Here is a 20,929-nt window from a genome sequence, read left to right on the forward strand (position 1 = left end):
GGCCCGCAACCTCTGCACCTAGTGGTTTCTGAAACCGCTACTGTAAACACTGTCATCCGCCTGGGATCACCATCAGCAGTGGACGCCACGCGCGGGCTTCCCTACTTTACCGACACATCAATGATCTACCCCCGAATCTGGCACGAGACATCATGAACGACACAGCAGGCGACACAGCAGGCCAAGCGGCAGATCAAAGTCCCGGCCAATATCAGGTCCTGGCCAGAAAATACCGGCCTGAGACATTTGCAGATCTGGTCGGTCAGGATGCGATGGTCCGTACGCTGAAAAACGCCTTTGCGGCAGATCGCATCGCACAGGCCTTCATCATGACGGGCATTCGGGGAACCGGCAAAACGACCACAGCCCGGATCATCGCCAAAGGGATGAATTGCATCGGCGAGGACGGCCAAGGTGGACCAACCACTGAACCCTGCGGCAAATGCGAACATTGTACCGCCATCATGGAAGGTCGCCATGTCGATGTGATGGAAATGGACGCCGCCAGTCGAACCGGCGTTGGCGACATTCGTGAAATCATCGACAGCGTACAGTATCGCGCAGCTTCGGCCCGCTACAAAATCTACATCATCGATGAGGTCCACATGCTCTCGACCAGCGCTTTCAACGCGCTGTTGAAGACGCTGGAAGAACCCCCCGCGCATGTGAAGTTCATCTTTGCCACAACCGAGATCCGCAAGGTACCCGTAACGGTCCTCTCGCGCTGCCAGCGCTTTGATTTGCGCCGCATTGAGCCAGAAGTCATGATCACTCTCCTGCGAAAGATCGCAGGCGCCGAAAGTGCAGAAATTGCCGATGATGCGCTGGCCCTGATTACTCGTGCCGCAGAAGGCTCTGCCCGAGATGCTACCTCGCTGCTGGATCAAGCGATTTCTCATGGCGCAGGCGAAACAACCGCCGATCAGGTGCGCGCAATGCTAGGGCTTGCCGATCGCGGCCGGGTGCTGGATCTCATTGACATGATATTACGCGGCGATGCGGCCGCCGCCCTCACCGAACTCAGCGCGCAATACGCCGAGGGCGCCGATCCGCTGGCGGTGCTACGCGATCTTGCGGAAATCACCCACTGGATTTCTGTGGTCAAGATTACCCCTGACGCCGCTGAAGATCCTACCGTCAGCCCCGATGAGCGCGCCCGCGGCAGCCAGATGGCAGAAGCCCTGCCAATGCGGGTGCTGACGCGGATGTGGCAGATGCTGCTGAAAGCACTGGAAGAGGTCGCTGCCGCCCCCAACGCAATGATGGCGGCCGAAATGGCCGTGATCAGGCTGACGCATGTGGCTGATCTGCCCACACCTGAACAGCTGATGCGTACACTTCAGGACACGCCTACCCCTCCGCCCAGCGGGTCGGGAGGCCCAGGCAACGGTGCAGAGATACAGCAGGGCAATAGCCAAAGCGGGCCACGGGGGCAACAGGCGGGCCATCACATTGGCCAGTCTCAAACGAGTTACCAAGGTGGCCCAAGCAACGGGCCAAATATGTCCCTTAGTGTCGGATCAAAGGGCCGTGGGCAGGCAACAGCCCTTGCCCCAAAAATGGATCAGGCACTGGCCAAATTTCCCAGTTTTGAACATATCGTGGAGCTGATTCGCGTTCGCCGTGACGGGCTTTTGTTGGAGTATGTAAAAACCTATCTTCGGCTGGTGTCTTATCAGCCCGGCCGGATCACCATTCAGCCTACCGATGATGCCCCCAAGGATCTAGCGCAGCGGTTAGGTCAACAATTGCAAACCTGGACCCAAGCCCGTTGGGTCATCTCCCTCGCAAACGAAGGTGGCGGTGAGACCATCACCGAACGCGATAGCGCTGCCGAAAACGCCCTGCGAGAGGAAGCCAGTACACATCCAATTGTGCAGGCGGTATTGGAGAGCTTCCCCGAGGCGAAGATCACACGTATCCGCACTGCCAAAGATCTCGCTGCTGAGGTCGAGGCCGAAGCCCTGCCGGAAGTCGAAGACGAATGGGATCCCTTCGAAGAAGAGTAATCCCAGCCAAGGCCTCGTACTAGAAAGACGTCCGCCCCCTTGTTTGGTGGCCTCTAGAGCCGTATCTACTGCCCAAGTTCAAAGTTAGGAGAAAATAGATGCTCAAAGGCCTCGGTGGTCTTGGCGACATGGCCAAGATGATGAAATCAGCACAAGAACTGCAGGGTAAGATGACGCAGATGCAGGAAGAACTGCACAACGTCATGGTCACCGGTGAAGCCGGCGCAGGCCTGGTGAAGGCAACCGCCTCCGCCAAGGGCGATCTGAAAGCGCTGGATATCGATCCATCGATCTTCAATGGCGACGACAAAGAGGTCGTCGAAGATCTGATCCTTGCCGCGATCAAAGACGCGCAGGCCAAAGCCGCCGACAAGGCACAGGAAGAAATGGCCAGCCTGACCGAAAGCATGGGCCTCCCCAAAGACATCAAGCTGCCATTCTAAGGCACTCCTATCTCACACAAAGCATAAGGCGGCTTCGGCCGCCTTTTCTATTGGCGCGTGGCATTGCCAAAACAAACCCTGAACATTCTGCCGCCCGACCCTTGTACTTCCCGGCAGCAATCAGCCTATATTGCCGGGCAGACAGGGGCTTTAGGCATGATCAAGAACTCAACCACCGATATCGAAGATCTGATCGCCCTGATGGCCAAACTACCGGGCCTAGGACCGCGCTCCGCCCGTCGCGTCGTGCTACATCTGATCCGCAAACGTGCGTTACTCCTAACACCGCTTGCGGAAACCATGAGCGAAGTCGCAGCCACCGCCCGAGAGTGCCTTAACTGCGGAAATGTCGGCACCAGCGACCTTTGCGCAATCTGTGAGGACATGACCCGAGCCAACGGCGAAATCTGCGTGGTCGAGGATGTTTCTGACCTTTGGGCTATGGAGCGCGCAGGCGTATTCAAGGGGCGTTATCACGTGCTCGGCGGTACTCTCTCCGCTCTCGATGCCGTCGGTCCCGAAGATCTGCGCATCCCGCGATTGGTGGATCGGGTGCAGGCAGAAGACGTTACCGAGGTGATTCTGGCACTTAACGCCACTATTGATGGCCAGACGACTGCGCATTACATCGCCGATCAGCTCAACGGTCGGGTGCGGCTCACCTCGCTGGCGCAAGGCGTGCCCATCGGCGGCGAGCTAGACTACCTAGATGAAGGCACGATCAGTGCCGCAATGCGCGCGCGCAAAGACATCTGACAAACGCCATGCTGATTTCAGCTAGTCGAGTAGATATCGAAAAAGAAGAATGGTGGCGTGGGGGAGACTTGAACTCCCGACCTAACGATTATGAGTCGTTCGCTCTAACCAACTGAGCTACCGCGCCATCGGGGTGCGAGGTACGCCAGCCACGCCCGCGCGTCAAGGCAGAAATGTTAGAAAAATGCTGCAACTCACATCGAAAGGCGAATTTTTTGTGACGCCTCAATACTCAACCTAACAACCACGCCGTCATGCACGGATATCGCGGCCATTCCTGATCCAAGGTCAGGGTTTTACAACAGAAAAGGCCACGGAATGCATCGCGCACCGTGGCCTTTTCTCAATTGCGTGTCACCGAAGTTCCCACGTTCGCTCTTCAGAAACGTGGATCTACGTTGTCCTCGTCTTCGTCTTCGTCGTCACCCCCGGCAGGTAGGTTGAAGAAGCTATCGGCATCCACAACCCTCTCTTCCTCAGCACCACCAGGTTTGTCGTTCCCACCCAGAGTGAAGGTCTCCAGACCTTCGATTGCCGAAGGCATCCGCGGTTCGGCATCCATCTCCAACGACTGCTCGGTCGACACCAGCTTACGGCGTTCATCATCGCTCATCACACCGCCTTCAGCTGCCTTCTTGGCTGCGGCCTTCTGCACGGCGGCGTCCAGCTCGGACTGTTTACACAGGCCCAATGCAACTGGATCAATCGGCTGGATATTGGCAATATTCCAATGTGTCCGCTCACGGATCGCCTGAATGGTCGGTTTGGTTGTACCAACCAGCTTCGACACCTGACCATCGGAAAGTTCCGGGTGGAACTTCACCAACCAATAGATGGAAGCAGGGCGGTCCTGACGCTTGGACAGCGGAGTGTAGCGCGGGCCGCGACGTTTTTCTTCGCCAGCCGCAGCCGGATTGAACTTCAACTTCAGCTTATGAAGGGGGTTCTTCTCGGCCTTATCGACCTCTTCCTGCGTCAACTGATTGTTGGCAACCGGGTCGAACCCTTTGACGCCAGTGGCAACATCGCCATCAGCGATACCCTGGATCTCCAACTCGTGCATACCGACAAAATCGGCGATCTGTTTAAAGCTGATCGTGGTATTGTCCACCAGCCACACGGCGGTCGCCCTAGCCATCAACGGTTTTGCCATGCGCTCATCTCCTTACTAAAACGGTTGTCCCAGATACATCTTTCCCGTCGCCTGAAAGAGGCTTCCCCGATTTGGGGCGGTTTCCGTTGTCGGGGAACTTCAGTTCTATATAGTCGTGATGTTTCTATAAGGAAAGAGGCGAATGCGCGGCATCAAACAGGCACTAATTGCGGCCCTCATTGCAGTATCAACCATCGGACTGAGTGGAGCATTAGCTACGCAGGCACGCGCCGACGGCGAAATTTCCGGCCAGTTCGACTACTACGTGCTCAGCCTTAGTTGGTCGCCGAACTGGTGCGCAATCGAGGGGGATGCAACGCAATCCGAGCAATGCGATCCCCGCCATGATCACGGTTGGACCCTACATGGTCTGTGGCCCCAATTTCATCGCGGCTGGCCGAGCTACTGCCGCACCGCAGAGGCACCACCAAAGCGTCAGCAAACACGAGAAATGGCGGATATCATGGGAACACCTGGCCTGGCATGGCACCAATGGAAAAAGCACGGCACCTGTTCCGGCCTGTCACCGCGCAACTATTTTGCGCTTTCCCGGAGGGCATATGAGCAGATCAATCGACCAGCGGCCTTTCGCAAACTTCAACAGCAAATCACCTTACCTGCCAGCCTGGTAGAACAGGCCTTTCTGCAAGACAATCGCGACCTAGAACCCAACAGCCTGACCATCACCTGCCGCGACAACCACATTCAAGAGGCTCGCATCTGCTTATCTCGCGACCTAGCACCAGTTCCCTGCGGTCGCGACGTGATACGCGATTGCACCCAGAAAAACGCGATTTTTGAACCGATTCGCTAGCAACCACGGATCTGCTACATCAACATATACGCCGGGTGAATTGTGTGATTTCACCAGGTGCCGTTCTGCAGCGATCAGGCATGCTCTGATCCTCGGCATGGTAGACTATATCTGCGGAAATCACCGCGGTTATCTCAACACTGAAACACACCTGTTGGCATGGCGATAGCGGTGCCGTTGCCTGTTCCCATGATCTGGAGCAGACAACAGACATCTCTCTGGGTCTAGCCCTCCCCACCAACGTCCAGCACAATCTTACCAATATGGGTAGAGGTTTCCATCCGGGCATGAGCCGCCGCTGCATCTGTCAAAGCAAAAGTCTGATCCATAACTGGTGCGACCTTCCCGGCCTCAATGAGAGGCCAGATTACCTCACTCAGATCCTGCGCTATCTGTGCCTTGGCCAGATCGCTCTGCGGCCTCAAGGTCGATCCCGTAAGTGTCAGCCGCCGCGCCATGATCTGCGCAAAATTCAGCTCCACCTTTGGTCCCGAAAGAAAGGCGATATGGACCATGCGTCCGTCATCAGCCAACGCGCGCACATTGCGCGGAATGTAATCCCCACCCACCATGTCCAGAATCAGATTGGCACCGCCTTCGCCCTTCATCACCTCGACAAAATCCTCTTCGCGGTAGTTGATCGCTCGCTCTGCACCCAATTTCAGGCAGGCCTCACATTTCTCGTCCGTCCCAGCAGTCGTGAATACCCTCACGCCCAGTTGCGATGCTATCTGAATCGCAGTCGTCCCAATGCCCGAAGACCCGCCATGCACCAGGAATCGCTCACCCGCCTGTAAGCCACCACGCATGAAGACGTTGGACCAGACGGTAAAACAGGTTTCTGGCAAACAAGCCGCCTGTTTCATCGAGAGCCCGGTCGGCACGGGCAGGCAATGCGCCGCTGGCGTAGCCACATATTCGGCATAGCCACCACCCGGCAGCAACGCACAAACACGATCTCCGATCGAAAGTTCGCTTACGCCAGCGCCAACGGCGGTCACTACGCCAGAGGCTTCCAGCCCTGGCAGATCGCTTGCTGTGGGTGGTGGTGCATACTTGCCCGCACGCTGTAGCGCATCAGGGCGATTGACCCCCGCATAGGCTACTTTCAATACGACCTGTCCATGACCGGGCATCGGAATCGGACGCTGGCAATCTTGCAATACGTCGGGGGCACCGGGTTCCCGGATTTCAATCGCGCTCATCATTTCGGTCATTGGCATTCCTCCGCTGTTGCAACTGCCTAGCAAAGGACGCGCCCCAGTCAAAGATGCTCTATCGTGGAACCGGCTGAAACGTTGCGCCGACTACCGACGCGAAGTGGTCCACCTGCCCGGCAGATCATCACGCCTGCTTGGGGCCTTGACCTGTTTTGCCAACCAATTTGGCCCAGTTAGAAGAGGCTTCAGCAAAGGATTTGACTGCACCTGCGCTTTTAGCTTTTCAAACTGCATAACGTTGTCGATGCGGCGGTCCAGAAAATCCCAGCTCGCCTGATGACCCGGGCTGTCGTCGCCCAGCCAATACAGCACGGTCGATGAATAGACACCAGTCAGCGTTCCACGTTTCGTGTACCAGTTGATATCCTCGGAAGAATCGCCCAGCGCGAGCCAAATCGCATTTGCAGTGCCCCAGATCAGGCCGACACCGTCACCCGTATATTGAGGCAATGCAAACAACGTGGTTCCGCGACGCACGGCTTCCTTGTCCTCCACAATCTCAAGCCGCAGTCGTACCGCGAGCGCGATCTTATCGCGAAACCGCAGACCGATCATACTTTCTGTCGCAAGCCGTTCCAACATTAGTTGATCGCCACGCTTGTGAAAGGCAACCGCCAGATCAACTGCGCCACGCGGGCACAACACATCAGCCAGCGCAGGTGCCACTCTGGATTCCTCTACGGCTGAGGCAAAGGTCGGCGCACTCCATCCGTCGAATGGCACATGCGACAAGGCCGCATCCAATAGCTGCCCGATAATATCGCGCGCCTCAGACCCGATGCGCGGATCGCTGTGATGCTTGGTCGTCATGGTATCGCCTTCCGAAGTTTGGTCGCTCAACTAGTCACAATCCGGCGTGTTTAGCACTGAGTATCTCTTCCCGTACAGACGACGGACATTGCGCTAATCGTCTCAGCATAAAATGCGCATCAAACACTCATGGACCCGTTTCGTCGCCCAAAGCCCGACACTGGACAAGCTAGGATGACCTTGCTATATGGCCACTTCCTGCAAATCCTTGCAACTCAACTTAGAAAGGTGGTGAAAACCACATGCAGGTTAGTGTTCGCGACAACAACGTCGATCAGGCGCTTCGTGCCCTGAAGAAAAAGCTGCAGCGTGAAGGCGTCTTCCGCGAAATGAAGCTCAAGCAACATTTCGAGAAGCCGTCCGAGAAAAAAGCGCGCGAGAAAGCTGAAGCGATTCGCCGTGCCCGTAAACTGGCACGTAAGAAAGCACAGCGCGAAGGCCTCCTCTGAGCCCTTCAATCCGCAGTTCTGGACGCAAAATTGACGACCCCCGAGGCTCAGCCACGGGGGTTTGTCGTTTTTGCCTCCCCATAAATAGCGAGTGCGACAATCCGCCACCTATAAACTTAATATTTTATCGAAAAATGCACGCAATACGTGTGTTCGTTTCGAATAAACTGCGCTAGTCTGGTTAATGCACGGGCAGGTCTGACGCGTTTCCCCAGCAGCTGCCCGTTCCATCGGATTTGGAACACCCGATGGTCTAACCCGGAGCAGGCAGCGTCTCCCCCCCATCAGGCGCTTGTCTTACCCCCTTACAACCAAGGCATTTGCCGCTCCGGGTTCCTTCTACCCTAATTGCACAGCCCCAAATGCCTCAATGGCGGGACCAAGAAACACAGCCGCTCCACGAAGTGACCCCTGCTATGCTGATTGGCAAATCCTTAACAGCCGCACAGCCGTCTTACCTGCACCAAGCGCAGCAAGAAGAGTTGATTACTGTCTAAGGGTTAATAGATCTTTGGCACGTGGAGATCGTCCGGCAGTACCCGACGCTCATAATCAGGTTTATATTCGCGATCCGGCAGCGACACACGTTCGCTCGGCACATCGCCATAAGGGATCTTGGTCAGCAAGTGTTCGATACAATTCAACCGTTCACGCTTCTTGTCGTTACCCTCAACAATGTACCACGGTGCCTCGGGAATATTCGTACGTTCAAACATGTCTTCCTTCGCCGTGGTGTATTGCTCCCAGCGGATCCTGCTCTCTAGATCCATCGGCGACAGCTTCCACTGCTTCATGGGATCATGAATACGCATCATGAAGCGCAGCTGCTGCTCCTCATCTGTGATGGAAAACCAGTACTTCAACAGGATGATGCCTGACCGCACCAGCATTCGTTCAAATTCGGGAACGTCCTGAAAAAACTGTTCGACCTGATCATCACTGGCAAAGCCCATAACACGTTCCACGCCTGCCCGATTATACCAAGAGCGGTCAAACAGAACGATTTCACCCGCTGCCGGCAGATAAGGCACATAACGCTGGAAATACCACTGGCTCTGCTCGCGGCGGCTAGGCGCAGGCAATGCGACCACCCGTGCCACGCGTGGGTTCAAACGTTGGGTGATCCGCTTGATCACTCCGCCCTTGCCCGCACTATCACGGCCCTCAAACAGAATGCAGACTTTCGCGCCAGTATGTTGCACCCAGTCCTGCACTTTGATCAGTTCAGCCTGCAAACGCAGCAAATTTCGGAAATAAACCTTACGATCCAGCATCTCGGGGTGCTGCGACCGGTAAATCTTGCGTAGCTCCATCGACAGCATTGGCTCGGCGAATTCGATCTCGAAATCTTCGTCCAGCGTGTCCTGAAGTTCGGCATCCAGCCAGTCAAAGGATTCAGGGTCATATTCGCTGGTCACGCTCGGGCTCCTTGGTCAATAAGCAGTTGGTCAGTAGTCAATTACGCGGCTCTAACAGGCGGATGTTATCTTTTTATGTCACATCCATGCAGACAACGGCTGCCGTCGTCCCTCCCCGCAGCGCCAAAATAAGCACTCGCCCGATGGCACAGCAGCAGATCTGTTACATGGGATCGAATAATAGGATCGGGTGCAAGGGGACAACGCTCACAACACGCTATTTACCCGTATGATCGCACAAAATCATGCCGACTTCATTATACATGGCCGTGATCACGCGAGTTTAATGAAACGTTCCCCATTCGAATAACCCGACCGTTGGGCGCAACGAAACTTGGCACGAAACGATCCAATATGATCAATACGGATGTTTGAAACCTTGCTATGCTTTCGCAGCGCTGCCGGCACGATAGTTACGTTAGACGGGCAATGCCGTGGTCTTGAACACCGTCCGCAGCGCAAAAGAACTCTGCATCTGTGCGACCCCAGGCAACCGCGTTAGGTGCTGACGATGGATGCGTGCAAAATCATCGGTGTTTTCGGCCACCACCTTCAGAATGTAGTCTGCCGTACCGGCCATAAGATGGCACTCGAGTACATCAGGAATCCGCCCGACGGCCTTTTCAAATGCATCTAGAAGTTCATCGGCTTGGCCCTGCAAGGTGATCTCAACGAACACTGTCGCAGGTAAATCCATCTTGCGTGCATCCAGCAACGCGACATAATTGCGTATATAACCATCCGCCTCTAGCCGCTGCACACGCCTGTGGCAGGCCGAAGCGGACAGGTTCACCTGCTCGCTCAACTCGGCGTTCGAAATCCGCCCTTGTTTTTGAAGCACCTGCAAGATGCGGCGATCCGTGTGATCAAGTGACATTTTTTGAAAGATCCTTCGATTAAGGATCATATTACTCGAAGATTCTCCCATATGCACCTTTTTATTCCGCCTAAAAAAGCATCAATCTCCGTATCACATAGGGCATCATAACATAAGCATGTAGGAGGAGAGATGGCATGAAAATCGGTTGCCCCACAGAGATTAAACCACAAGAATTCCGTGTCGGCATGACACCCGACGCCGCCCGTGAAGCCGTCGGCCATGGTCATACTGTCCTCATTCAGGCCGGAGCCGGGATGGGTGCCGGTTTCAGCAATGAAGACTACAAAGCAGCTGGTGCCGCCATCATCGACACCGCCGAAGAGATCTTCGCAACGGCCGATATGATCGTAAAGGTCAAAGAGCCGCAGGCTGTTGAACGCAAGATGCTTCGCGAAAACCAGCTGCTGTTTACATATCTGCACCTGGCACCCGATCCTGAGCAAACCCATGATCTGCTGGAATCCGGCTGCACCGCAATTGCTTATGAAACCGTGACCGACGACCGTGGTGGCCTACCCTTGTTGGCTCCGATGTCTGAAGTAGCCGGCCGTCTGGCACCACAGGTCGGTGCCTACACGCTGCAAAAAGCAAATGGCGGACGCGGTGTACTGATGGGCGGCGTTCCCGGTGTTGCCCCGGCGAAAGTCGTGGTGATTGGCGGTGGCGTTGTTGGTACCCACGCAGCAAAGATCGCCGCGGGCATGGGCGCGGATGTCACAATCCTCGACCGCTCACTCACCCGCCTGAAATACCTCGATGATGTCTTTGGCCGCCAGTTCAAGAACCAGTATTCCACCGCTGGGGCTACTGCCGATCTGGTGCGCAACGCTGATATGGTCATCGGAGCTGTGCTGATCCCAGGGGCAGCTGCGCCAAAACTGGTGTCCCGTGCACAACTCAGCGAGATGAAGCCCGGTGCAGCGCTGGTAGACGTTGCAATCGACCAAGGTGGTTGTTTTGAAACCTCCAAAGCGACAACCCACGCCGACCCAATCTACGAGGTTGACGGCATAATGCACTACTGTGTCGCCAACATGCCAGGCGCGGTGGCCCGCACCTCAACTCAGGCGCTTGGCAATGCGACGTTGCCGTTCCTGCTGAACTTGGCAAACAAGGGTTGGAAACAGGCCTGCGCCGATGATCCACACCTGTTGAACGGTTTGAACGTTCACGCAGGCAAGCTGACGTACTTCGCAGTTGGTAAGGCCCTAGGCCTTGACGTCGTCTCTCCCCAACTGATGATCAAGTAACTCCTCCCAAGGACTTGACATCAGCAAGTGCAAGGCCTCGCAATCGCGGGGCCTTGTCTCATTTTCGGCGGGCTCAAATAAATACACGGTCACCACTAGACAATCGGTCTAATACGCTTATGTCTTGCCTCATGAGTGATACACGCCTCCAAATTCTGGACACTGGCCGCGCGCTGACCGCACAGCGCGGCTATACCTCAGTCGGCCTGACCGAGCTGCTGACTGCAGCACAGGTACCAAAGGGCTCGTTCTATCACTATTTCGCCTCAAAAGAGGACTACGGCTGCGCTTTGCTTCATCATTATGCCGATCAATACCGGCTTGAACTAGCGCCAACGCTGAATAATCCGACCCTCTCAGGGCGGGATCAAATCTTGTCCTATGTCACCGTTTGGCAGCAACGCCAAAGCTCCGACATGGCCGGACAAAAATGTCTCATCGTCAAACTCGCCGCAGAAATCTCCGACCTCTCCCCGGCGATGCGCAGCATTCTGCAAAAGGCCGTCGAGGGCATCACAGCGCGCTTAATGGCTTGCCTGTGCAAAGGTCAGGAAGATGGTTCTCTCACCTCTGATCTTGATCCAGTGCAGACCGCCACAACGCTCTATCAGATCTGGCTTGGCGCGAGCCTGATGGCGCACCTGTCGCAAAACGGAACCCCGTTTGAGACTGCGATGGCTCAAACCAAGGCCATGCTCCCGCCACCCCAGTAAATCTGATCCAAACTCAATCCGCTCGTTAGCTCTACCAGGCAAAAAATTTTATCGGCCACTAGACGATCGGTCTAATCACAACAATACGATAAGGAACCACCACATGTCACAATCCAACACCAGAAGCCGTCAGTTTGTCCTTGCCGAACGCCCAAAAGGAGAGCCGACCGACAGCACCCTACGTCTGGAAACCAGCGATATCCCTACACCCGGTGAGGGTCAGATGCTGCTGCGCAATGAATATCTATCTCTGGACCCCTATATGCGTGGCCGTATGAGCAGCGCGCCATCGTACGCCGCTCCTGTGGAAATCGGCGAAGTTATGGTTGGCGGCACTGTCGCTCAGGTCGTTACCTCCAACATCGAAGGCTATGAACAGGGAGATTGGGTTGTCGCTTTCGGTGGCTGGCAGGACTATACGCTCTCGGATGGTACAGCCGTCATCAACATGGGCAAAACACCGCAAAACCCGTCTTGGGCGCTTGGTGTTCTGGGCATGCCCGGCCTTACCGCTTGGGCAGGTCTGACCCAAATCGGTCAGCCAAAAGAGGGCGAGACACTGGTTGTAGCTGGGGCTAGTGGCCCGGTTGGAGCGACCGTCGGCCAAATTGGTAAAATTCTCGGCTTGCGTGTAGTTGGCATCGCCGGTGGTCCCGAAAAATGCAAGCACGTGGTGGAGACACTCGGCTTTGACGCCTGCATCGACTACAAGGTTGATGGTTTTGCTGACGCATTGGCAAAAGCAGTTCCCGCCGGCATCGATATCTATTTTGAAAACGTCGGCGGAGCTGTCTTCGACGCAGTCATGCCCCTGCTGAACGCATCCGCCCGAATCCCGCTCTGCGGCCTGATCTCTCAGTATAATGCGACCGCCCTGCCCGAAGGTCCGGACCGGATGAACTATTTGATGGGTCAGCTGCTGCGTCGCCGCATCACTATGCGTGGCTTCATCGTGTTTGACGACTTCGGCCATCTCTACCCAGAATTTGCGAAGCAGATGACCGGCTGGGTTCAGGAAGGCAAAGTTAAATATCGCGAAGAGATGATCGAAGGCTTTGAGCAGGCTCCTTCAGCGTTTGTTGGACTATTGCGGGGCGAAGCGTTCGGAAAGCGCGTCATTCACCTAGCTGACTGACCCTGAACCAGGAACTAAGGACAACAATTATGAAAATTCTCGTGGTACTTACCTCGCATGACAGTTTGGGCGAAACCGGCGAAAAAACTGGCTTCTGGCTAGAGGAATTCGCGGCGCCTTACTACGTATTCAAAGATGCGGGTGCTGAGCTCACGCTGGCCTCCCCCAAAGGTGGTCAGCCGCCGCTCGACCCAAAGAGCGACGACGACAGTGCCCAAACAGAGGCCACCAAGCGGTTCAAATCCGATGCCGACGCCCAAGCAGCCCTCGCCAATACCGAGGTACTGAGTGATGTGCAGGATGGAGGTTTTGATGCGGTGTTCTATCCCGGTGGCCACGGCCCTCTGTGGGACCTAGCCGAAGACACAGACAGCCATCGGCTGATCGAAGGTTTTGCCCATAGCAACCGTCCAGTCGCTGCCGTCTGTCACGCCCCTGCAGTGTTTCGCGACACGCTCGACGCCGATGGCAAGCCACTGGTCGCTGGCAAACGCATCACAGGCTTCTCCAACAGCGAAGAAGAGGCTGTCGGCCTGACCAATGTCGTGCCTTTCCTGGTGGAAGACATGCTGAAAGCAAAAGGCGGCCTCTATGAGAAACAAGATGATTGGGCGGAGTTTGCCATCGTCGACGGCAAGCTGATCACTGGTCAGAACCCGGCGTCATCCGAGGCTGTAGCCCATAAACTTCTGTCACTCCTGTAACTCGACGGGCATCGCATTACAAAAAGGCCGCCCTGCAACAGGGGCGGCCTTTCCTATTATCTGTGAGACAGCGCAATAAGTTCACTCTCAGATGGCCGTTTTTACACTTTCTTCGAGGTAAATTTCGCGCAAACGCTTAGCAATTGGACCGGGCGTCCCATCCCCTAGTGCCGCACCGTCGATTTCAATGACCGGCATCACAAAGGCCGACGCCGAAGTCGTAAACGCTTCATCCGCCTCTTTTGCCTCATCGATGGTGAACAACCGCTCTTCGACCTTCAACTGCGCCTCGGAAGCCAGTCGCAACACCGCCTTACGGGTGATGCCGTGTAGAATATCGTTGGACAGAGGGCGGGTGACTATCACGCCGTCTTTCACAAAATAGGCGTTATTCGAAGTTCCTTCCGTCACATGACCATCCTCAATCATCCACGCGTCATCCGCCCCGGCTTTTTTCGCCATCATCTTACCCATCGACGGGTAGAGAAGCTGAACAGTCTTGATGTCGCGGCGCCCCCAACGGATATCCTCAATGGAGATAATCTTAGCTCCTTTACGAGCAGCAGGGCTGTCCGCAAGACCGGGTTTGCTCTGTGTGAACAAAACGATGGTCGGTTTGGTGTCAGATGCAGGGAAGACAAAATCCCGATCTCCATCGGAACCCCGTGTAACCTGCAAATAAACCAGCCCCTCATCGATGCCGTTCAGGTCTACCAACTTGCGATGGATTTCCAGCAGCTCATCCTTGGAGCAAGGTTCCGCCATCGCCAGCTCGTCTAGAGACCGTTTCAGACGAACCGCATGACCTTCAAAATCAATCAGCTTGCCGCCCAGAACCGACGTCACCTCATAAACACCATCAGCCATCAGAAAACCGCGGTCAAAAATCGAGACCTTTGCCTCGTCTTCCGGCAGGTAGTCGCCATTCACATATACGGTACGGGTCATATTGCTCTCCTTAACCCCACAAGGCCGCTTTCGGCGGGTGCACGCCTGCTGCGTCAAAATTCAACGGTTCCTCGCGGTCTTCGGCTAGAAGCAGCGGCCCGTCAAGGTCTGTGACCATCGCCCCCTGTGCAACCAGTGTCGCAGGTGCCATCGCCAGCGAAGATCCGACCATGCAGCCGACCATCACACTAAACCCTTGGGCCAATGCAGCATCACGCAGTTTGAGTGCCTCAGTCAAACCGCCGGTTTTATCCAATTTGATGTTGATAACATCATATTTGCCGACCAGTTTGGACAGGCTCGCGCGGTCATGGCAGCTTTCATCGGCACAGACCGGCACCGGGCGATCCATCCCCAGCAGAGCGTCATCGTCGCCCGCAGGCAAAGGCTGCTCAACCAGATCTACTCCCAAACGCACCAGATGCGCTGCAAGGTCAGCATATACTTCAGCGCTCCACCCTTCATTTGCATCGACAATGATACGGGCGTCTGGCGCGCCTGCTCGCACTGCTTCTAGCCGTGCCATGTCATCAGCGGTGCCCAGCTTGATCTTCAATAAGGGGCGATGCGCGTTTTTGGCTGCCTGCGCCTGCATATTTTCAGGACTGTCCAGCGACAGCGTATAGGCCGTGATCTCCGGTTCGGGGGCAGGCAGCCCTGCTAATTCCCAAAAAGGTTTGCCTGCCTGCTTAGCCTCCAGATCCCACAGGGCACAATCCACCGCATTACGAGCGGCTCCTGCCGGTAGCAGCGATTGCAACTCTTCACGGGTGAACGCCTCAGGCAGCCCTTCGATCTCTGCCGAAACACTTTCCAGGGTCTCTCCGTAGCGCGCGTAGGGCACGCATTCCCCCCAACCAGTCACGCCGTCTACCTCGATACGCACAGTCAGCACCTTTGCCTCGGTGCGCGAACCGCGGGATATGGTAAAAACCTGCGCCAGCTTAAAGATGTCGGTGGTCACGCTGATCGGCATTGGTCTCTCCATATTTGCGGTCATCAGGTCATCCAGACCCGGTACCGCCCAGAAAAAGAACGTCAAGTATCTCTGACGTTCTTTCATTTCCTCAAAACACTCCTGCCGGAGGCTCGCCGTTCTCAGGCGACGCTCCGGCAGCAACAGGTCTTAGATCACACCGTATCTAACGCGTCCACCAAACGACCCGCGCCATGGCGGTAAGGATCTACTGCAGGCAAGCCAAGGCGTGCTTCAACTCCGGCAAGGTAGGCTTTTGCCTCATCCTCACTCAGATGCTGGGTGTTGACGGAAATCCCGACAACTTTGCAATCCGGGTTCGAAACCTGCGCCAATGGCAATGCAGTATCGCGCAACTGTTCAAGGCTTGGGAGCTTATGACCGGGCAGACCGCGCATATGTTCACGCGTTGGCTCATGGCACAAGATAAGTGCATCCGGCTGACCACCGTGCACCAATGCCATCGTCACGCCAGAATAGGACACGTGAAACAGTGAGCCCTGTCCCTCGATCAGATCCCAGTGGTCATCCTCATTGTCAGGCGTCAGATATTCGATCGAACCTGCCATAAAATCTGCAATCACCGCATCCAGTGGCACGCCGTGACCCGTGATCAGGATGCCAGTTTGACCAGTCGCACGGAACGTTGATTTCATTCCGCGCTTCTGCATCTCGGTATCCATCGCGAGTGCAGTATACATCTTGCCAACAGAGCAATCTGTACCCACCGCGAGGCAGCGCTTGCCGCGACGCGGCTCACCATTGGCGATAGGGTAGCCTACAGTGGGTACACGCACATCATGCAAGGTACCGCCGTGGGTCTGGGCCGCCGCCACCAGATCGCCTTCGTCACGCAACAGGTTGTGTAAACCCGACGCCAGATCATAGCCCATCTCCAGGGCCTGGATCAGGACTTCTTTCCACGCCGGAGAGATCACACCGCCGCGGTTGGCGACACCGATCACCAGGGTCTTTGCACCGGCGGCCTTCGCCTCAGCTAACGTCAGGTCCGTCAGACCAAGGTCCGCACCACAGCCTGGCAGACGGATCTGACCCACGGCATGGTCCGGACGCCAATCACGGATGCCAATAGCCACCTTAGCAGCCAGCATGTCAGGCGCATCGCCCAAGAATAGCAGGTATGGGGTCTCGATCATTGCAGGGCCTCCTTAGAAAAACTTAAGTTCCGCGCGAGTGTAGAAGCACCAACTTGCGAGACGATCCCGAATTTCGCGCAACATCTGGAAATTGACGCATGAATCTTCGACATTTTCTGATGTTATCAGAAGATACTCCCGATCCTTCGAGATACACGCGCATTCCTTGCTTTACCTTAGTACGCTTGAAACCAGCCAGACTCACGCTTTCTGCACATGCAATGCTGCGACTGCATAAATGACTTGCAGGTCTCAATGTAATTTAATACCAAATCAACAAGTAAATTTGACATTTCCTTACCTGAAGGTCACCAGCATGAGCTTTCGCATCCAACCCGCCGCCCCAGCCCGCCCTAATCGCTGCCAGCTGTTCGGCCCGGGTTCTAACACCAAGCTCTTTCCAAAGATGGCCGCCTCGGCGGCGGATGTGATCAATCTCGATCTTGAGGATTCCGTAGCCCCCTCGGATAAAAACGTCGCCCGCGCAAATGTTATCGGAGCTCTCAATACCGTGGACTGGGGCACCAAATACATGTCGGTGCGCATCAACGGACTAGATACCCCGTATTGGTATCGCGATGTCGTGGATCTATTAGAACAAGCAGGCGACCGGATTGATCAGATCATGATCCCTAAAGTGGGCTGCGCCGAGGACGTCTATGCCGTAGATGCGCTGGTCACCGCTATCGAACGCGCCAAGGGTAGGACCAAACCGGTGTCGTTTGAGGTCATCATCGAATCCTCCGCAGGCATCTCTAACGTCGAAGCCATTGCTGCCTCCAGCCCACGCCTACAGGCTATGAGCCTTGGCGCTGCAGATTTTGCAGCCTCCATGGGCATGCAAACCACCGGCATCGGCGGCACGCAGGAAGATTACTACATGCTGCGCGCCGGCGAGAAACACTGGTCCGACCCATGGCACTGGGCGCAAGCAGCTATTGTAGCCGCCTGCCGCACCCATGGCATTTTGCCGGTAGATGGCCCCTTCGGTGATTTCTCTGATGATGACGGGTATATCGCCCAAGCCAAACGCTCAGCCACTCTGGGCATGGTCGGCAAATGGGCCATCCATCCGAAACAGATCGCGCTGGCCAATCAGGTTTTCACCCCCTCAGACGCCGCTGTCGGTGAGGCCCGCGAGATACTCGCCGCGATGGAACAGGCCAAAGCCAACGGAGAAGGCGCAACCGTCTACCAAGGTCGCCTTGTCGATATCGCGTCCATCAAACAAGCCGAAGTCATTGTTGCTCAGTCTGAATTGATTGCGCGAAACGGCTAAAGGCGTATCAATGAAGGGGGCGTAAAAATGCGCCCCCAACAAAGCGTAGGCGCCGATCATGACCGACCTCACTCTGATCCACACTGCACAGATCCACGTCGACACATTCGAGGGGCTGGCAGGCACGGCAATACTACACCACATTGTTCGTCCCGACTGGTTGGAACGGGCGCAACAGGGTATCGATGAAACCCTGCGCCAAGAAATAACATCTGAAATCAGCGCATTGCCCGGACCTGCTCTTTGCACTTGCACCACATTGGGCGAGTTGGTCGAAACTGCTGGTGCAACACGGCTTGACGAGCCGATGATGCAAAAGGCCGCACAGATCGGCGGGCCGGTGCTCATCGCATATTGTCTGGAAAGCACACTTAAGCCCTCAACCGCGCTGCTGGAACGCGCCTTCTCGGAGCAGGGCAAGACAGCAGAGATTCGCTCCCTACCTTTGACTGGTCTCTGGCGGCATTTTACCGACGGGAATATCGAACTGTTTCACAAGCAAATAGCAACCTGGATCAGTACAAGTCTGGCCCTCGTGGCTGACACTTCTTGTGTAGTACTTGCGCAGGCATCTATGGCCGGAGCTGCCGAGTACATAGAAACGGATATACCAGTGCTCACCTCACCAGCCATCGCTATGCAAAAAATGTTAAGTGATCTTTGACAGATGAGGACCGACGCCAACATCCTCCTTTTTTGCAAACACTCAAAACCCACGGACTCGGATATCAGGCCCGCATATCCTTAGGCGATCCCATGACTACGTAGGTGGTGATCGACGTCACATAAGGTGAGGTCCCCAAAATTTCCGTGTGGAACTGTTTGTAGCTGGGCAGATCAGCACATTCGACCCGCAAGAGATATTCGATAGTCCCGGTGATATTGTGGCATTCCACCACTTCCGGGGCTTCTTGCATCGCATTCTCAAAGGCCTCCTGCGCCTCTTTGGTATGCTCCCCCAAACCGACACCGATATAGGTGACAAACCCAACACCCAACGCGTGCCGGTTCAGTACGGCGCGATACCCAGCAATAATGCCCTGGCGTTCCATTTCCTGCACCCGACGCAAACAGGCCGAAGGCGAAAGCCCCACCCGCTCAGCAAGCTCGAGATTGCTGATCCGACCATCACGGCTCAACTCTCGCAATATTTTGTCGCCTATTTGATCTATTTTCACCATTTGTTGCAAAATATGGCGCCACGCCGCAGAAAACGCAATTTCATTCGCACGCCAACACTGCAGTTTCATCGCCATGACCTACGAACTGTTCCTCGCGCTTGTGGCCTTTGTCTTTGGCACAGTCTTCACGCCCGGCCCGAATAACCTCATGCTTATGGCGTCAGGTGCCAATTTCGGTTTCCAACGCAGCATTCCACACCTCCTCGGTGTCGCCCTTGGCTTTCCGCTGATGATTCTACCGGTTGGTTTGGGTGTGATGAAAATGTTCGACGCCTTCCCGGCCCTGACATGGGTCATGACGAGCCTGTCCGTAGCCTACATGCTGTGGCTGGCGTGGAAGGTAGCCAACGCCGCGCCCCCTCGCGAAGGAGAGGCAAAGGGAACACCGCTTAGTTTTCTACAGGCCTGTGCCTTTCAATGGGTGAACCCAAAGGCTTGGGCAATGGCGCTGGGTGCCATCACGCTCTACGCCGCCAGCCGCGATCTGACAGCAATCCTCTGGGTCTCCGGCACCTATTTAATGGTGGGTTGTTTCTCTGCTTCAACCTGGACGATTCTGGGCCAGCAACTGCGCAGATTGCTGACCCAGCCTGCACGGCTGCGGGCGTTTAATTGGACCATGGCGGCGCTACTCGTCGCGTCGCTCGGCACCATCCTGCTGCAACGCTGAGCATCACTTCAGCGGCAGGCAAATCTCAGTCAACAGCTCTTCGGGCGCGACCTCATGTGGATCATTGAGGTAGATTTCGTAACAGGGGGCATCAGCAGGTTCCTCCCCCGATTGCGGCAACCAAGCCCCAAACAAATCTCCATAAGCGGCGTGGATACCTGAATAAGGTCCTTTGTACGTCATCACCGCAGTTTTTCCGCCCGGCAGTAATACCTCTTCCATATTTTCGGGCAGCGTTATGGCATCAGCGGTTGCGATGGTCGCACCAGCATAGCTGCGCAGCTCGGCATCAGGAACTGTGTCTGGGCTATCCAGGTAAACGCCGATCAACTGGCGCATCTGCGGCCAGAGATTACGCGCCGTGCATAGCGCCAAAAACGCTTCAAAGCTGCGGCCAATCTCACTATAGGCGCCCTTGTGGGCGATAGCCGCTAGCCTGCGGGCAGGTTCACTGCGAATTGTAGTTGAAAACATGGGCTCTCCTTGTGCATTCAGGTTAGGGTTTGACGGCAGAAGACGGCCCCTTTTTCGAAAGACTGCGGGCGAGGCACCATAGGCATCGGCGAACGCTCGGGCGAAAGATCGCGCATTTGGATACCCTGCATCACGGCCGATAGTCTCGATCGACGTCTTACCCTTTACGAGAGCAGTTGCAGCCAAATGCAGACGGATACGACGCACCGCCTGAGCGCATGTTTCCCCAGTCAGGGCACGAAATACTCGATGCCAGTGGAAGCGCGACATTGCTGCCACGTCCGCCAAGGCATCGAGCGACAGATCTCCCTCCGGGTTGTCGTAGATATATTCAAGCACACGCAAAATGCGGTCCTCATAGGAGTTAGGCATCGAAAAACGTCCCTCTTCTGACCCGTTTTGAATGCCATAGCAGCTATTCACAAATCTTGCTGAGTTGCATCCGTCGTCCCTTGAGGCCATATATCGAGCAAACCGCCCAAGTGAGACG

Annotated in this window: 22 protein-coding genes and 1 tRNA gene; 12 read left to right on the forward strand and 11 right to left on the reverse strand. The window is 55.7% G+C overall.

The window, feature by feature from the left end:
• Positions 1-152: 152 nt before the first annotated feature.
• The 3 genes from ACEWZM_RS06875 (at position 153) to recR (ending at position 3,208) form a co-directional block, all read left to right on the forward strand.
• On the forward strand, positions 153-2,009 hold the full coding sequence (locus ACEWZM_RS06875; protein ID WP_414005734.1) for a DNA polymerase III subunit gamma/tau: 1,857 nt from the start codon (positions 153-155) through the stop codon (positions 2,007-2,009).
• 98 nt (positions 2,010-2,107) lie between these two features.
• A complete protein-coding gene (locus tag ACEWZM_RS06880) occupies positions 2,108-2,452 on the forward strand; it encodes a YbaB/EbfC family nucleoid-associated protein (protein WP_414005735.1) in 345 nt (114 codons plus the stop codon).
• 156 nt (positions 2,453-2,608) lie between these two features.
• Positions 2,609-3,208, forward strand: coding sequence for a recombination mediator RecR (gene recR, locus ACEWZM_RS06885; protein WP_414005736.1), 600 nt, complete (start codon positions 2,609-2,611; stop codon positions 3,206-3,208).
• A 50-nt stretch (positions 3,209-3,258) separates the two neighbouring features.
• On the opposite strand, the gene ACEWZM_RS06890 is transcribed toward recR, so the two are convergent.
• Positions 3,259-3,335: transfer RNA gene (locus ACEWZM_RS06890), tRNA-Met, on the reverse strand.
• A gap of 252 nt (positions 3,336-3,587) precedes the next feature.
• Positions 3,588-4,361 carry a DUF1013 domain-containing protein gene (locus ACEWZM_RS06895; RefSeq protein ID WP_414005737.1) on the reverse strand — a complete coding sequence of 258 codons (774 nt, stop codon included), beginning with the start codon at positions 4,359-4,361 and terminating at the stop codon, positions 3,588-3,590.
• A gap of 142 nt (positions 4,362-4,503) precedes the next feature.
• Between ACEWZM_RS06895 and ACEWZM_RS06900 the strand changes: the two genes are divergently transcribed.
• Positions 4,504-5,175 carry a ribonuclease T2 family protein gene (locus ACEWZM_RS06900; RefSeq protein ID WP_414005738.1) on the forward strand — a complete coding sequence of 224 codons (672 nt, stop codon included), beginning with the start codon at positions 4,504-4,506 and terminating at the stop codon, positions 5,173-5,175.
• A 224-nt stretch (positions 5,176-5,399) separates the two neighbouring features.
• Here the strand turns inward: ACEWZM_RS06900 and ACEWZM_RS06905 are convergent, their stop codons facing one another.
• Together ACEWZM_RS06905 and ACEWZM_RS06910 are read right to left on the reverse strand one after the other, a co-directional pair.
• On the reverse strand, positions 5,400-6,392 hold the full coding sequence (locus tag ACEWZM_RS06905) for an NAD(P)H-quinone oxidoreductase (protein WP_414005739.1): 993 nt from the start codon (positions 6,390-6,392) through the stop codon (positions 5,400-5,402).
• Positions 6,393-6,482: 90 nt separating this feature from the next.
• Positions 6,483-7,205 carry a COQ9 family protein gene (locus ACEWZM_RS06910; protein ID WP_414005740.1) on the reverse strand — a complete coding sequence of 241 codons (723 nt, stop codon included), beginning with the start codon at positions 7,203-7,205 and terminating at the stop codon, positions 6,483-6,485.
• Between the two features lie 242 nt (positions 7,206-7,447).
• Here ACEWZM_RS06910 and rpsU point away from each other — a divergent pair, with 242 nt between their 5' ends.
• A complete protein-coding gene (gene rpsU / locus ACEWZM_RS06915) occupies positions 7,448-7,654 on the forward strand; it encodes a 30S ribosomal protein S21 (RefSeq protein ID WP_005614280.1) in 207 nt (68 codons plus the stop codon).
• Positions 7,655-8,154: 500 nt separating this feature from the next.
• On the opposite strand, the gene ppk2 is transcribed toward rpsU, so the two are convergent.
• Together ppk2 and ACEWZM_RS06925 are read right to left on the reverse strand one after the other, a co-directional pair.
• On the reverse strand, positions 8,155-9,072 hold the full coding sequence (gene ppk2, locus ACEWZM_RS06920; RefSeq protein WP_414005741.1) for a polyphosphate kinase 2: 918 nt from the start codon (positions 9,070-9,072) through the stop codon (positions 8,155-8,157).
• A 418-nt stretch (positions 9,073-9,490) separates the two neighbouring features.
• Positions 9,491-9,949 carry an Lrp/AsnC family transcriptional regulator gene (locus ACEWZM_RS06925; protein ID WP_414005742.1) on the reverse strand — a complete coding sequence of 153 codons (459 nt, stop codon included), beginning with the start codon at positions 9,947-9,949 and terminating at the stop codon, positions 9,491-9,493.
• Between the two features lie 137 nt (positions 9,950-10,086).
• Between ACEWZM_RS06925 and ald the strand changes: the two genes are divergently transcribed.
• The 4 genes from ald to ACEWZM_RS06945 all read left to right on the forward strand — a co-directional run bounded on the left by ald (position 10,087) and on the right by ACEWZM_RS06945 (position 13,754).
• On the forward strand, positions 10,087-11,202 hold the full coding sequence (gene ald / locus ACEWZM_RS06930; protein WP_414005743.1) for an alanine dehydrogenase: 1,116 nt from the start codon (positions 10,087-10,089) through the stop codon (positions 11,200-11,202).
• A gap of 131 nt (positions 11,203-11,333) precedes the next feature.
• Positions 11,334-11,915, forward strand: coding sequence for a TetR/AcrR family transcriptional regulator (locus ACEWZM_RS06935; RefSeq protein ID WP_414005744.1), 582 nt, complete (start codon positions 11,334-11,336; stop codon positions 11,913-11,915).
• Positions 11,916-12,018: 103 nt separating this feature from the next.
• Positions 12,019-13,050: an NADP-dependent oxidoreductase gene (locus ACEWZM_RS06940; protein ID WP_414005745.1), complete on the forward strand. Its 1,032-nt coding sequence runs from the start codon at positions 12,019-12,021 to the stop codon at positions 13,048-13,050.
• A 29-nt stretch (positions 13,051-13,079) separates the two neighbouring features.
• On the forward strand, positions 13,080-13,754 hold the full coding sequence (locus ACEWZM_RS06945; RefSeq protein WP_414005746.1) for a type 1 glutamine amidotransferase domain-containing protein: 675 nt from the start codon (positions 13,080-13,082) through the stop codon (positions 13,752-13,754).
• Between the two features lie 87 nt (positions 13,755-13,841).
• Here ACEWZM_RS06945 and ACEWZM_RS06950 read toward each other — a convergent pair whose 3' ends face one another.
• From ACEWZM_RS06950 to dgcN, 3 genes are all read right to left on the reverse strand, one after another.
• Complete coding sequence (locus tag ACEWZM_RS06950; RefSeq protein WP_414005747.1) at positions 13,842-14,702, reverse strand: D-amino-acid transaminase; 861 nt, start codon at positions 14,700-14,702, stop codon at positions 13,842-13,844.
• A gap of 10 nt (positions 14,703-14,712) precedes the next feature.
• A complete protein-coding gene (dgcA, locus tag ACEWZM_RS06955) occupies positions 14,713-15,678 on the reverse strand; it encodes an N-acetyl-D-Glu racemase DgcA (protein ID WP_414007978.1) in 966 nt (321 codons plus the stop codon).
• Between the two features lie 155 nt (positions 15,679-15,833).
• Positions 15,834-16,835: an N-acetyltransferase DgcN gene (gene dgcN, locus ACEWZM_RS06960; protein ID WP_414005748.1), complete on the reverse strand. Its 1,002-nt coding sequence runs from the start codon at positions 16,833-16,835 to the stop codon at positions 15,834-15,836.
• A gap of 316 nt (positions 16,836-17,151) precedes the next feature.
• Here dgcN and ACEWZM_RS06965 point away from each other — a divergent pair, with 316 nt between their 5' ends.
• Both ACEWZM_RS06965 and ACEWZM_RS06970 read left to right on the forward strand, forming a co-directional pair.
• Positions 17,152-18,114 carry an L-malyl-CoA/beta-methylmalyl-CoA lyase gene (locus ACEWZM_RS06965; protein ID WP_414005749.1) on the forward strand — a complete coding sequence of 321 codons (963 nt, stop codon included), beginning with the start codon at positions 17,152-17,154 and terminating at the stop codon, positions 18,112-18,114.
• 58 nt (positions 18,115-18,172) lie between these two features.
• Positions 18,173-18,778, forward strand: a complete 606-nt coding sequence (locus ACEWZM_RS06970) for a hypothetical protein (protein WP_414005750.1) — start codon at positions 18,173-18,175, stop codon at positions 18,776-18,778.
• 64 nt (positions 18,779-18,842) lie between these two features.
• On the opposite strand, the gene ACEWZM_RS06975 is transcribed toward ACEWZM_RS06970, so the two are convergent.
• Complete coding sequence (locus tag ACEWZM_RS06975; protein WP_414007979.1) at positions 18,843-19,295, reverse strand: Lrp/AsnC family transcriptional regulator; 453 nt, start codon at positions 19,293-19,295, stop codon at positions 18,843-18,845.
• A 73-nt stretch (positions 19,296-19,368) separates the two neighbouring features.
• Here ACEWZM_RS06975 and ACEWZM_RS06980 point away from each other — a divergent pair, with 73 nt between their 5' ends.
• A complete protein-coding gene (locus ACEWZM_RS06980) occupies positions 19,369-19,965 on the forward strand; it encodes a LysE family translocator (protein ID WP_414005751.1) in 597 nt (198 codons plus the stop codon).
• Positions 19,966-19,968: 3 nt separating this feature from the next.
• Here the strand turns inward: ACEWZM_RS06980 and ACEWZM_RS06985 are convergent, their stop codons facing one another.
• Complete coding sequence (locus tag ACEWZM_RS06985; RefSeq protein ID WP_414005752.1) at positions 19,969-20,811, reverse strand: AraC family transcriptional regulator; 843 nt, start codon at positions 20,809-20,811, stop codon at positions 19,969-19,971.
• Between the last annotated feature and the right edge of the window lie 118 nt (positions 20,812-20,929).

The sequence above is a fragment of the Phaeobacter cretensis genome, assembly GCF_047372505.1.
Classification (GTDB): domain Bacteria; phylum Pseudomonadota; class Alphaproteobacteria; order Rhodobacterales; family Rhodobacteraceae; genus Phaeobacter; species Phaeobacter cretensis.